The organism is Sodalis sp. dw_96 (genome assembly GCF_018449575.1).
Lineage (GTDB): Bacteria > Pseudomonadota > Gammaproteobacteria > Enterobacterales > Enterobacteriaceae > Acerihabitans.
Genome location: NZ_JAAVUT010000004.1, coordinates 33,153 through 46,209 on the forward strand (window position 1 = coordinate 33,153; position 13,057 = coordinate 46,209).

The window sequence follows — 13,057 nt, forward strand, 5'->3', positions numbered from 1 at the left end:
ATATAACATGGCTTGGTTTTACCTATTAGCAGCAGGTTTGTTTGAAGTGATTTGGGCCAGCGCAATGAAAGCGTCGGAAGGTTTTACCCGCCTGACTCCCAGCGTTATCACATTGGTTTTTATGATTTCAAGCTTCGCCCTATTGGCCATTGCGATGAAAACATTGCCATTGGGCACTGCGTATACAGTATGGGTCGGAATAGGTGCGATAGGTGCATTTATTCTGGGGGTGGTACTTTTTGGTGAAAGCATAAACCTTTATAGAATTATTGCCGTTGCGTTGATTATTTCCGGCGTCACGCTCCTTAAGGTTATTTCCAATTAAGACCCATGGCATAAACCGGCCTCTGTATTAGGAAATACGAAATCGGAGGCCGGGATATAAAGGGTTATATCCCCTATTCTCCTTGCCCCCCGCATTCCGCCATTCCGCCATTCCGCCATTCCGCCATTCCGCCATTCCGCCGACGAGTTTGACAAAATTATTCGTGATAAGACAATAATTATTTTTTTCTTAACAAATTCAACGTGCTTGTGGTCGCACGGGCACCCCGGTAACAATAAATAAATCGATATTCACATACCTGTTAGTATGATGAAATCAATAGATTGATATACAAAACAGGAGATAACGATGTCCGAATCGATACAACAGACGCAGAACGCCAGAATAGCCTTGGTCACAGGGGCCGGAAGCGGTATTGGACGAGCAGTTGCCCAAGGGTTGTTGCAGGACGGATTTACCGTGGTCCTCGCCGGTCGTCGGCCGGAACCGCTCAACGAAGTCGCGCAGGCGGCAAAGGCGGCGGGTCAACATGCATTAGCGGTAGTCACGGATGTCCGCGACCCTGTCAGCGTGGAGGCATTGTTCACCATAATCAAATCAAACTATGGCCGCCTCGATCTGTTGTTCAACAACGCAGGCATCAGTTCACCGGCCGTTCCCATGGACGAGTTGCCGGTGGAAACGTGGCTTAATGTCATTAACACCAATGTTACCGGCGTATTTCTTTGCGCCCGCGCGGCATTTGGCCTGATGAGAAAACAAGTTCCGCAAGGGGGGCGAATTATCAATAACGGATCCATATCCGCGCATACGCCCAGACCCTTCTCCTCACCTTACACGGCCAGTAAACATGCCGTACTGGGATTGACCAAAAGTATTGCCCTTGACGGCCGCACTTTTGATATCGTGTGCAGCCAAATCGATATCGGCAATGCGCTGACGGAACTATCCGCACGGACCACCAAAGGCGTCCTGCAGGCGGATGGACACATCGCCACGGAACCGATGATGGATGTCAAATATGCCGCCGATGCTGTGCGCCATATCGCGGCATTGCCGCTCTCGGCCAATATTCTTAACATGACGGTGATGGCTACTAAAATGCCCTTTGCCGGGCGGGGATGAATGGGGGATGAATTAACGGTCTTGTTCTGAAAACCAAGCCCCCGCTTTTTCAATTGGCAAGATGATTATTCATTCGAGAGTTCGTTTTTGCCGTCAAGTAATCAAACCGGGCCTGCGCTATGACATAGTGCCGGCTCGGTATATTATTTAGCACACGGCTATTTTAAGTGTATCCCTTTTACGTCCAGCTGTGGAGATAATAAGCAGGTGATGTTGACCGCCGCAAGGTCCGGCCCCGACGATTTATAAAAAGAAGTCCCTTCCACGGCAATATCATAGCGAGCGGCCTTGGCGCCGGCGATTGAAGCACCAGGGTGGTAAGCACGGCTGCCAAGCGTGATTTCGACAACGCTCGAATCAACGCTGTGATCAAAAGCCGGACGGTTAATTTTTGCGGTGCCCGCATCCAGACAAACTTTGGCGGCCATCTCACGGCCTTGCTGGGTGCCGATGCCAGGCTCAAATTGTTTTGGCTTCAAAAGATGCCAAAATCCCTGTTCGGGGCTCATACTGGCCGGTTCATATTTACCCGTGCCATCGCGAAGGTAGCACTCAATAAGCTGAGGACTGCCGCCATCAATGGCCACAAAAGTCGTATCCGGATGGGAATCTCGTGACGACGCAACGTAGCTTGAATCAATTTCAAAAGGCACTGCGGTTCCATGGGCGCGCTGCGCGCACAGTTTCGCTTTTGCCGGGTCATTACCGATCGAATCGCTGGAAACCATGGCGGCATGAGCGACGCCATAGCAAGACAGCAGTCCAAAAATCACGACTAATTTTTTCATTTTCATCCTTTTTAATTTAGTACCATCAAAAATGGATCAACAGGCCGGCATTTTGCAACGCTTAGACCTTTTGAGTGTTATGGCGAGCAAAATCAATATTCGGTTATTATCGGCCGAAAAATCGTTATCATGAGTATAAATTTTATCTTAATTTTAAATTTGTTATGAATACCTAATCTCGGAAGGCTGCTTTCACTTTGATAGTAGGAATGAACCGTTAGGGGCAAAACGGGTTTATCAACGTTATTTTTACAACCACTTTCTTATCAAGATATATATCGACTTCTTTAACCGAGCTAAGGCAGGACGCGAAATTCGGATGGGTACAGTTAATCAACATATTATATTCGATGGGCACACTTCCTTTGAGCAATTTAAATATCTTAAAAATATTTCGTCACTGACGTTTAGATATCTCTATCTATTTAAATCATAGGTCCATCTCTTTTTATCATAATATCATATTCAAATTGACCCAGAAGTAAAAATTATTGGCGCCAAAACATATAATGTTCCATTATGACATTTTGATGACAATCAGCATCGACCGCGATGTAAATGACGCGATGTATATGAAGAGAAACGCACAGTGAGGAAGAGAATTAAATTAATCAGCCCCACAGGCGCAACGCCAGGCATTCAGTTCGGCATGTGGATCCTTTCCAGCATGCTGAAGGTGGATAAACCTGAATCAGGGAGGCCATTGCATGTCTCGGCAGAATAGCGAGGTATTACTCGGCGGCGCCACGTCAAAATCAGGCAGCAGACGAATACTCGGCGCAACCAGTTTGGCACACCTGTTCCATGACGGCGCCACGGACATGCACTATCTGCTGTTCGCCATCTGGCAGCAGCAGTTCGGATTGTCGCTGGCGCAGGTCGGGCTGTTGAAGATGCTGTTTTCCGGCGCAATGTCCGCGCTGCAAATTCCGGCCGGCGAACTGGGAAGAGTCGTCGGCGAAAGAAAGGTCCTTGTCGGCGGGACTCTGCTGCTCACGGCGGCGATATTCTGCTACGGGTTCGCCACCACCCTGCCGGTGCTAATGGGCCTGATTGTTTTAGGCGGCGTCGGGGCAAGCGTCCAGCATCCGCTGTCATCAAGTTATATCTCCCGGAGTTTCCCCCGTTTGCAGGCGCGCTTGGCCCTCAGTACCTACAATTTTTTCGGTGATGTAGGAAAAGCCATCATTCCCAGCGCCCTTTCCGCCCTGCTGCTTATTACCGTCTGGGGTCACTCGGTTCAACTGATTGCCGTCGCGGGCTTGTTTATTGCCTTTTGCCTGGGCGGGTTGTTATCTTCTGAAAAACGCTTACCCAAGAGCATGGCGCCGCGGCCTTCCGCATCAGACGACCAGGCGCCGCAACCGGCTGACGCAGTATCCCCGCTGTTCTCTGAAACACAGAGAAAAAGGGCATTCGCTTCGCTGTGTACCATCGGTAGCCTGGATAATGCGACCCGTACGGGCACGCTCACCTTCCTGCCTTTCCTGCTGGCGTCTAAGGGAGCCTCGGCGACTCAGGTAGGTTTTGCGTTGACCGTCATTTTTATCGGCGGCGCGCTGGGTAAACTGGTATGCGGCGCCCTTGCTCCGCGCCTGGGCATTTTAAAAACGGTCGCCGTCAGCGAAATCGTGACCTCAGGGATTGTTCTGGCGGTCACGCAGATTCCGTTGCCGGCCATTTATCTGCTGCTCGTGCCATTGGGCATTGCCTTGAACGGGACCTCGTCCGTGCTCTACGGCACCGTGGCCGAACTGGCCAAACCCCACCAGCAAACCCGGGCATTCGCCGTTTTTTATACGGCATCCCTGGGATGTGGTGCCGTGATGCCCTTGGTGTACGGGCTGCTGGGGGATCGGTTGGGAATATCACATACGCTGATTGTGATTGCGATATTGCTGCTGTGCATTTTACCGTTATTGCTGCCGCTCAAAGTGGTGACGACCCAGCATCATTCTCCTGCGGCCTGATCCAAGGGGTTAGACTGCGACGCGCTATCATCAGCATCATCATGTCCCGCGGGCTGATTCAGGATCTCGTCCAGCCATTGGCAAAAAGCGCGCGCCTGTTGTTTATAGGGACTGCGGGGATTGACGTAAGCCGTGTAGGCATCGCCGGATTGGACTATCGCATCATCCACCAGGACCAGCGTCCCGTCGCGCAAACCCTCGCGCACCAGCAGATGGGGGACCACAAGCAGACCGGCGCCGCCCACCGCCGCGGCCACCGCCAGAAAATAGTGGTCATAGGTGGCGCGAACGCTTAGACGATCCGCTTGCCGTTCATGGGCCGCCGCCCACTTGGCGATGGCATCCGGTCGCGAGCGAGCCGCGATCATGGGCCAGGCTTCCGATCCGCCACGTTGGGCGACGGTCGCGGCCAGGCTCGGCGAAGCGACACAGACCAAACCTTCGCGGGCCAGTTCCCAACGCTCCGTATTCGGCAGGACAAGATCACGGGTGATCAGGACATCGTACTCATCCTGCGGCAATGGAAACGACAGAGAGGTAAAGAGATCAATTTGAACGTCGTTACGCTCCGTGTAACCACCCAATAATGGCGCAAGCACGGCCATTGCGAAGCTCGGCATTGACGTTCGGATCCGGATCCGATTAAGGGAGTGCCCGCGGTAGGCCAGTTGTTGAGTCGCCAGTTCAATGGTGGAAATAGCGTCTTTGACCGATTCGTAAAACTGAGATCCGCGCGGCGTGAAGATGACCGTCGCGCCACGGCGCACGAAAAGCGGTCCGTCAGCCACCGCCTCCAAATTTGCCACGTGGCGGCTGACCGCGCTTTGCGTAATGCCCAGTTCCGCCGCCGCGCGGGTAAAATTCCCATGCCGGCCGATAGCGACCAATGCGCGAATCGCCGTCAGTGAAATATCCAAATCCTTCATGTTCAGGTCCTTTCTTGCAAGGGCGAAGACAAGCCCGCTCTTTGACCGGCCGGGGACGTGAGGCCTGAAGGTGCCATTACTTACCGGCGGGTACCCACCCGGGAATATCCCAGGAACAATCAGTATACGTGATTTCCGGTTTGTAAAGTTTCCTCTGATAGCTTTGTGAGCGTAATCTTAAACAAGAATAGTGCCTTTTTTATCCATATAAATAGCCAGTATATCTATAGATAACTCCGCCGTATCACTTCATATTTCAAATGTTTTATCTGTGTAAATTCTGATTTTTTAATATAACAACAATGATAAATTTCATTAAATTTCAATAAACTATCACATTATCTTTTGACCGTATCGACTCTGTTTAACCCTACCCTCCTAACGCATGAGGATAATAAAATGAAAACAAATACCCTGCAGAATTGGTTAACCGCAGGCTGTCTGGGCCTGATGATAAGCGCGACCGCCGCGCTTGCGGCGCAGCCTGAAATTGTCAATATCTCCAAGATTGCCGGTATGCCCTGGTTTAATCGCATGGGTGAAGGCGTCACCCAGGGCGGCAAGGATTTTTCGCTGAATGCCTCTCAGATAGGCCCGTCCAGCACCGATGCGCCGCAACAGGTAAAGATCATCGAAGACCTGATCGCGAAAAAAGTCAGCGTGATAACCATCGTGCCCAATGATGCCGATGTCCTGGAGCCGGTGTTCAAAAAAGCGCGCGCGGCCGGCATCGTGGTACTGACCAACGAATCGCCGGGCCAGCCCAGCGCCAATTGGGATATCGAGATCATTGACAACCAGCGGTTCGCCGCCGACAACGTTGAGCAGGTGGCCAAGTTCAACGGCGGCAAGGGGGGCTATGTGATCTATGTGGGCAGCCTGACGGTGCCGCAGCACAATCTCTGGGCGGATCTGTTTGTGAAATACCAGAAAGAGCACTATCCCGATATGCATGAAGTGACCAGCCGTATGCCGGTGTCGGAAAGTATTGATGATTCCCGCCGCACAACCCTTGATCTGATGAAGGCCCATCCGGATCTGAACACCATCGTTGCCTTCGGATCCCAGGGACCCATCGGCGCAGGGCGCGCGGTTAAAGAAAAACGCGCCAAAAACAAAGTCCATGTCTACGGCATGATGATCCCATCCCAGGCCGCGTCGCTGATTAAGAGCGGCGATATCACCGAAGGGATTACCTACGATCCGGCAACCGCGGGATATGCGCTGACGGCGGTGGCATCCAGCCTGCTTAAAGGCGAAAACATCGGTCCCGGTTACGAAGTAAAAAGTATTGGCAAAGCAGACGTCGATACAGACAAGAAAGTGATTAAGTTTCATAAAGTGCTGCTGGTGACCAAGGACAATATCGATAGCCTGTATTGATGGGTTCCGGCGTTTTACATCGTGGGATAACGACGTGGCCGGAGCGGGAGCGCATCAACCCCGGCCGCTCCCTTGGACGCTTGATGATGAGGTTTCAATGAAGCCGCTAGTTGCTATGGAAAATATCAGCAAAACGTTTTACGGGGTGAAAGCGCTTGATGATATCGCCTTGACCCTGTTGCCAGGGGAAGTGCATTGCCTGGCCGGTCAAAACGGCTGCGGCAAGTCGACGCTGATTAAAATCATCTCCGGCGTCTATCAGCCGGATTCCGGAGCAAAAATCACCATTGACGATCATCCATTCTCCCATTTGACGCCGGCGGAATCGGTCAAACGCGGTATTCAGGTGATTTACCAGGATCTCTCCTTGTTCCCCAACCTGAGCGTTGCTGAAAATATCGCCATTAACCTTTACCATCGGCATTTTTGGGTAAATAAGCGCCGCTTGTATCAACTGGCGCAGCATACTCTGGACGATATCGGCGTTACCCTGAATCTGCACGCGCAGCTGGAGACACTGTCCATCGCGCAGCGGCAGCTGGTGGCGATTTGCCGGGCGTTGGCGCAGGACGCCCGGCTGATTATCATGGATGAACCCACCGCGTCGCTGACCATGACGGAGGTCAAAGGGTTGTTCAGGCTGATCCGCCAGTTGAAGGAGCGGGGCATCTGCATAGTCTTTATCAGCCACCGGCTGGATGAGATATTGGATGTGTCGGACCGGATTACCGTATTGCAGGACGGCGTCCTCATAGGGACCTTTCCCGTGGCCGAAATGGGCAGTAAGCAGTTGGCTTTCCTGATGACCGGCCAGGCGTTCGACTACCGGGTGCTGGCACCTTATACGGGTGGTAAACCGGTGATGCTGGAGGTGGGAAAGCTAAGCCGCCGTGGTCAATATCATGATATTTCCCTCAAGGTGCACCAGGGGGAAATTGTCGCCATCACCGGCCTGCTGGGCTCAGGGCGAACCGAACTGTGCCTGAGCCTGTTCGGCCTTACCCGTCCGGACAGCGGCGTCATCAACATACACGGCCGGCCGGTGCATTTCAACAGCAACCGCGACGCCATTGCCGCCGGCATCGGTTATGTCTCGGAAGATCGCCTCAGCACCGGCTTGGTTATGGAACAGTCCATTGGGGACAATATCATCTCGACGGTATTGCCGCAGGTGAAAAACCGTTGGCACCTCATTGACCGGCAACGGGTGCAGCGTCTGGTGGATGAGATGATCCGCCGGCTGACCATCAAGTCAGACAATACGTCGCTTCCGGTCAACACGCTTTCCGGCGGCAATGCCCAGCGAGTAGCCATAGCCAAGTGGCTGGCGACCCGTCCGCGCCTGCTGATCCTCGATTCACCCACGGTCGGGGTTGATATTGCCAATAAAGCCGGTATCTATCAGATTATCAATACGCTGGCCGAGCAGGGCATCACGGTGTTGATGATTTGCGACGAAATCGAGGAGGCCTATTTTAACAGCCACCGTATCCTGGTGATGCGCGCGGGTGCGCTGGTGGCTGAATTTCTTACGGCCCACACGACCGAAGCGGCGTTGGCGGAGGTGGTCAATGGTTAACAAACTGGAATTGCATCGCCATGAAGGATTGCTGATCGTGACTATCCTGATCCTTGGGGCGATTTTCAGCCTTTACAGCAATGATTTTCTGACCTTCGGCAATCTCTACGACCTGGTTAACAATTATGCCATGCTGATGATCCTGGCCTGCGGTCTGTTTATCGTCCTGATCTCCGGCGGTATTGATATTTCCTTTCCGCCCATGACCATTATTGCCCAGTATGTCATGGTCACGGCGCTGCTGAAGTACGGCGGTAATTTTCTGGTGGCCTTCTTGATAGCCGGCGGCGTCGGGACGGCACTGGGCTTGGTCAACGCCGTATTGGTCAACCGACTTAAAGTACCCTCCATCATCGTCACTATTTCTACCCTGAATATTTTTTATGGCCTGCTGCTCTACTTTTCCAAAGGCGTCTGGCTGTATAAATACCCCGGCTGGTTTGAAAACGGGCTGACGTTATTCACGTTTACCGCTTCCGACGGTAATGATTACGGACTGAACCTGCCCATCATGACCTTGCTGGTGGTGCTGATAGTCACCGGTCTGCTGATGAAACACAGCAGTATCGGGCGCAAAATCTATGCCATGGGCGGCAACCGCGAGGCGGCGTCCCGGCTGGGCTTCGGCATCTTCAAGCTGCAACTGTTCGTCTATGGTTTTATGGGATTTCTGTCAGGTATAGCGGGGGTGGTGCAATCCTATACGGTGATGACGGTGGCTCCCGACTCGCTGCTGGGGTATGAACTGACCGTACTGGCCGCGGTGGTGCTGGGCGGGACCAGTATCATCGGCGGACGCGGCACGCTGTTGGGTACGCTGCTTGGGGTCATATTGCTGGCAATGCTGCAAAACGGCTTGAACCTGATGGGTATTTCATCTTACTGGCAAATGGTGATTATTGGTCTGGTCATCGTGGTAAGCATCAGCTCCACCGCCTGGAGCCAGCGCGATAAATCGGAGATCCTGTCATGAACAGCGCCAAAGTTAAAGACCATGTGGAACTCTACCTGGTGGCATTGCTGTTGCTGATGATGCTGGTTTTCAGCACGCAGATCCCCGGCGTATTCTGGTCGGCGTCCAATTTCCAGTCTATCGGTTCACAGCTGCCGGTACTGGGCGTGCTGGCGTTCGCTATGGCGGTTACCATGCTGACCGGCGGTATCAATCTGTCGATTATCTCCACCACCAACTGCTGCGCCCTGGTCATGGCATGGGTGGCTACCCATTTCCCTCCCTCCGTGGGCAGCGCCCTGTTAATGCTGCTGACCGGTATCGGCATGGCCTTGGTTATCGGACTGTTGAACGGCATATTAATAGCCGTCATCCGCGTCTCGCCCATATTGGCTACCCTGGGTACGATGACGCTGCTCAAGGGAATTACCATCCTGATATCCAAGGGGACGGCGATTTCCAATTTCCCCGCCTATGTGCTGTGGCTTAACAGCAACAACTGGCTGGGCATCCCGGTGCCGTTGTATCTTTTTGCGCTGGTGGCGCTTGTCATGTGGATTGTGCTGGAACGTTCACCGTTGGGCCGGCGAATTTATCTTATCGGTTCCAACCAGCGGGCAGCCCACTATTCCGGCATCAATACGCCGCGCACGCTTATGGCGACCTATATCATCTCCTCGCTATTGTGCCTGGTGGCCGCGCTGATGATGATGTCAAAGCTGAACTCCGCCAAGGCCGGCTACGGCGAATCCTTTCTGTTGACCAGTATCCTGGCGGCGGTTCTGGGGGGAGTGAATCCCGATGGCGGCTTCGGCAAGATTGTCGGTATGGTGTTGGCGCTGATTCTGCTGCAAATGTTGGAAAGCGGACTGAATATCATGGGGATAAGCAGCTACATCACGATGGCGCTATGGGGCGGGCTGTTGCTGGCGTTTCTGTTTCTCAAGGGCATCCGGTTGCCTTATTTCAGCCGTTAGTCGGCCGGCGTTATTGCGATGTCCGGCCCAGCAATAAGCCTTTATAGGCAATGCCGGTGATCCGCGGCCGGAACACCCGCGATGAGCCTACGGATCGGGTCAATCTCATCGCCATTAACTGTTGAACTCCGCCGTCGCCATTTAAATAATTGAAATAGCCGCGCCGGGGCAAATATTTTCCCGGCTGATTCGTCTACCTCTGTATCTGAACAATATGGAGTGGACAACATGAGAGATCGCAAGTTTAAGATATTGGTTATGGCCGTGGTGGCCGTCATTGCCGTTACCACGCTGGTGATGCTGCTGTGGAATGCGCTGCTGCCGGTCATTTTTGGCGTGAAGAGCATTGGCTTTTTCCAGGCGCTGGGATTGCTTATCCTCTGTAAAATTCTGTTTGGCAGCTTTCACGGCCACGGCATGTTCGCACGCAGAAGACAAGAACTGCGCGAGCGCTGGATGGCGATGAGTCCCGAGGAACGCGAGGCCTTTATCAAACAGCGCGGCGCGGGCCATTGGCACGGACACTGGCATGGACGCTGCCATCATAGGGATCGGGACAATGCACCTCGCACCGACGACAACGGCCAGGCGTAATGACTAACGCCACGGAACGGCGCCACGTTCTAATGGCTGCGCTGCGTGGTTGCCAGCAACGGCTGCGGGCGTTTATTGCCGGGCGCACCGGTAATATCGCCGATGCGGAAGATGTTTATCAGGAGGTAAGCTATCAGTTGATCAAAGCCGACAGCTATCTTCATCCCATAGAGCAGGTCGCCGCCTGGTTGTATCGCGCCGCGCGCAATGAGCTTATCGACCGATCGCGTAAAAAGCGCGAGCTGCCGCTATCTGACGATCTCGACAGTGAATGGCCTGCGGGAGAAGAGCTGGGGGAGGTATTGTTCAACCCGCAAAGCGGCGCCGAAGATGATTACCTGCGCCAGCTGGTCTGGCGGGAATTGGAACTGGCGCTGGCGGATATGCCGGCGGCGCAGCGGGAAGCGTTTGAAAAGACCGAGCTTCAGGGCTACTCCTTTAAGCAGCTTGCCGAGGAAACCGGTACCGCCGTTGAAACGCTGTTGTCGCGCAAGCATCAGGCGGTGCTGTTTTTGCGCCTGCGGCTGCAGGTGCTGTATGAAGCGGTGACGGGCTCCTGACCGGCCGAACGCAGAGGGATGGATCTATGAATTGCGGCGAACTAACCGCCCCGTAAAACATGAAGCGGGCGGTTTGCTCCTCTAGCAGCCTGTCCCGCCTTATCGACTCCGGGTATGTTCGCAAACTCCAAGCATTTTTATTATCTTAAAAGATAAATCAAAGCCATAATGATTACACAAACACTACAAATTACTGCGCTGCCGGATAACTCCCTTAATGAATCTAAATAACCTTCATTGTTTTCATTTAATTTATTAATCGCTTCTTTCTCATTTTCAGCTTCAACTTCAATATGATATCTGCTGAACCCTTTTTGTTTCATCCCCTTGATAAAAAGGCGTGTGACAAATTCTTTTGGGATGACTTTTGATGCATCACTTTTTATAAAAATAATATATTTACGCATCATTACCTCCATAAAAACGCAGAATATTACCCCATATTCTTTCCCTAGATAAGATAAAAAAATATTGTGACTGATAATGAATCATAATTTAATAATCATCACTCAAACGCGTTCAACGTAAATTAAACAAACAATATTTTTTGTAAAGATTTGATAGAATGTGCCGATGTCATTTTTTTCATTTGAAACCTAGGTAACGTTTATGACGACAGTGTTAAATCAATATGGCCAAGCCTTGGGGAATCCCCTACCCAATTGGCAACCGCGGGCTACCCCACAAAAAATAGCTCTCAAAGGAAATTATTGCCAACTTGAACCCATTGATATCAAACATAGTCAGGATTTGTTTTACGCCTGGCACAGCATTGATGATGATCGGGACTGGACGTACTTTCACATCAAAAGACCCATCACTACCAAGCAATGTGATTATTACATCGCATCTCTTGCCGCCAGTAAGGACCCTCTTTTTTATGCAGTAATCAGTCATTTCTCGAAAAAAGCTATCGGTTTCTTAGCGTTGCAACGTATCGACCCTGATAATGGCGCTGTAGAGATTGGTTGGATAAACTGGTCGCCGATGATGAAACGTACCGTTTATAGCACTGAAGCAATATTCCTTTTGCTGTCATACGTCCTCGACACCCTGCAATACCGGCGCTGCGCGTGGAAATGCGACAGCCTTCATCAATCAGCAATCAATGCGGCGGAACGGCTGGGATTTCAATACGAGGGCATTTTCAGACAAATGCAAGTATCTAAAGGACACAGTCGTGACGTCCGTTGGTACTCTATTATTGATAATGAATGGTCCGGGATTCGTCAAGCCATACAACTTTGGCTAAACCCGGATAACCTAGACGAAAGCGGGAAACAAAAGCGAAAGCTGACCGAGTTCATGCCGCCTAAAGTGAATATTTCATAGCGGCGAACCCGTTAACCGATAAGCGAGACCGCCGTCTCAAGGGCATGGTCTATGGCGCGGTTGGCCTCCTCGCCGTCGGGCATGGCTCGGGAGATGCTAATCACGCCAACCATCATCGAGACGATGCTCCACGCCCGCCGTTCGCGATCCGCTTCGTTGCCGCCAAGGACAGCCGACACTTTGCCGATCAGTTCCGCCATTCTGAGCCGGTATGTCTCCCGGACCGCCGGGCCGGCCCGGGCAACATCGGCGCTCAAGGTCGGCATGACGCAGCCCGATGCCGGATTCTCCCGATGGCAGACGCTGATATACTCGGTTAGCCATTGCCGGAGAAGATCCCGTCGCTCGGCGACGCTGCCGGTATCGGAATCGATGAAGGACTTGCCCAGGCAAGACTCGATGACGCCCTCCAGCAGCGCCTGCTTGCTCGGGAAATTTGAATAGAAAGCCCCCGACGTGACGCCGGCCGCCGCCGCCAGACCGTCGACGCCGATCCCGTTGAAACCGTTCGTCCTGAGAGCCTGCGCCCCTGCCTGTAGAATGGCCTCCTTGGCCTTAGCCTTCTGATCCGGCGGATATCTCATT

At 52.5% G+C, this 13,057-nt stretch carries 14 protein-coding genes; 10 read left to right on the forward strand and 4 right to left on the reverse strand.

Going from position 1 to position 13,057, the window contains the following annotated elements; translation table 11 throughout:
• The first annotated feature begins 7 nt into the window (after window positions 1-7).
• Together HB631_RS07795 and HB631_RS07800 are read left to right on the forward strand one after the other, a co-directional pair.
• Entirely contained in the window at window positions 8-325 is a 318-nt protein-coding gene (locus HB631_RS07795; RefSeq protein ID WP_213990593.1) for a multidrug efflux SMR transporter, read from the forward strand.
• 309 nt (window positions 326-634) lie between these two features.
• The gene (locus HB631_RS07800; protein WP_213990594.1) at window positions 635-1,411 is read left to right on the forward strand and encodes an SDR family oxidoreductase; all 777 of its coding nucleotides are present in this window, start codon (window positions 635-637) and stop codon (window positions 1,409-1,411) included.
• A 158-nt stretch (window positions 1,412-1,569) separates the two neighbouring features.
• Here HB631_RS07800 and HB631_RS07805 read toward each other — a convergent pair whose 3' ends face one another.
• Window positions 1,570-2,199: a hypothetical protein gene (locus HB631_RS07805; RefSeq protein WP_213990595.1), complete on the reverse strand. Its 630-nt coding sequence runs from the start codon at window positions 2,197-2,199 to the stop codon at window positions 1,570-1,572.
• 707 nt (window positions 2,200-2,906) lie between these two features.
• On the opposite strand from HB631_RS07805, the gene HB631_RS07810 reads away from it, so the two are divergent.
• The gene (locus HB631_RS07810) at window positions 2,907-4,169 is read left to right on the forward strand and encodes an MFS transporter (RefSeq protein ID WP_213990596.1); all 1,263 of its coding nucleotides are present in this window, start codon (window positions 2,907-2,909) and stop codon (window positions 4,167-4,169) included.
• Here the strand turns inward: HB631_RS07810 and HB631_RS07815 are convergent.
• A complete protein-coding gene (locus tag HB631_RS07815; protein WP_213990597.1) occupies window positions 4,151-5,095 on the reverse strand; it encodes a LysR family transcriptional regulator in 945 nt (314 codons plus the stop codon). The genes HB631_RS07810 and HB631_RS07815 overlap by 19 nt on opposite strands.
• A 450-nt stretch (window positions 5,096-5,545) precedes the next feature.
• Between HB631_RS07815 and HB631_RS07820 the strand changes: the two genes are divergently transcribed.
• From HB631_RS07820 to HB631_RS07845, 6 genes are all read left to right on the forward strand, one after another.
• Window positions 5,546-6,478, forward strand: coding sequence for an autoinducer 2 ABC transporter substrate-binding protein (locus HB631_RS07820; protein WP_255556902.1), 933 nt, complete (start codon window positions 5,546-5,548; stop codon window positions 6,476-6,478).
• A 97-nt stretch (window positions 6,479-6,575) separates the two neighbouring features.
• On the forward strand, window positions 6,576-8,057 hold the full coding sequence (locus HB631_RS07825) for a sugar ABC transporter ATP-binding protein (RefSeq protein ID WP_213990599.1): 1,482 nt from the start codon (window positions 6,576-6,578) through the stop codon (window positions 8,055-8,057).
• Entirely contained in the window at window positions 8,050-9,030 is a 981-nt protein-coding gene (locus HB631_RS07830) for an ABC transporter permease (RefSeq protein WP_213990600.1), read from the forward strand. Before HB631_RS07825 ends, HB631_RS07830 begins: the two co-directional genes overlap by 8 nt.
• Window positions 9,027-9,986, forward strand: a complete 960-nt coding sequence (locus tag HB631_RS07835) for an ABC transporter permease (RefSeq protein WP_213990601.1) — start codon at window positions 9,027-9,029, stop codon at window positions 9,984-9,986. The genes HB631_RS07830 and HB631_RS07835 overlap by 4 nt, the downstream gene beginning before the upstream one ends.
• 228 nt (window positions 9,987-10,214) lie before the next feature.
• The gene (locus HB631_RS07840) at window positions 10,215-10,580 is read left to right on the forward strand and encodes a hypothetical protein (protein WP_213990602.1); all 366 of its coding nucleotides are present in this window, start codon (window positions 10,215-10,217) and stop codon (window positions 10,578-10,580) included.
• Window positions 10,580-11,140, forward strand: coding sequence for an RNA polymerase sigma factor (locus HB631_RS07845; protein ID WP_255556868.1), 561 nt, complete (start codon window positions 10,580-10,582; stop codon window positions 11,138-11,140). Before HB631_RS07840 ends, HB631_RS07845 begins: the two co-directional genes overlap by 1 nt.
• Before the next feature lie 140 nt (window positions 11,141-11,280).
• Here the strand turns inward: HB631_RS07845 and HB631_RS07850 are convergent, their stop codons facing one another.
• Window positions 11,281-11,547 (reverse strand): hypothetical protein, encoded by a 267-nt coding sequence (locus tag HB631_RS07850; protein WP_213990938.1) that lies wholly within the window; start codon window positions 11,545-11,547, stop codon window positions 11,281-11,283.
• Window positions 11,548-11,749: 202 nt separating this feature from the next.
• Here HB631_RS07850 and HB631_RS07855 point away from each other — a divergent pair, with 202 nt between their 5' ends.
• Window positions 11,750-12,472: a GNAT family protein gene (locus HB631_RS07855; RefSeq protein WP_213990603.1), complete on the forward strand. Its 723-nt coding sequence runs from the start codon at window positions 11,750-11,752 to the stop codon at window positions 12,470-12,472.
• Between the two features lie 11 nt (window positions 12,473-12,483).
• On the opposite strand, the gene HB631_RS07860 is transcribed toward HB631_RS07855, so the two are convergent.
• The gene (locus HB631_RS07860) at window positions 12,484-13,056 is read right to left on the reverse strand and encodes a TetR/AcrR family transcriptional regulator (protein WP_213990604.1); all 573 of its coding nucleotides are present in this window, start codon (window positions 13,054-13,056) and stop codon (window positions 12,484-12,486) included.
• Between the last annotated feature and the right edge of the window lies 1 nt (window position 13,057).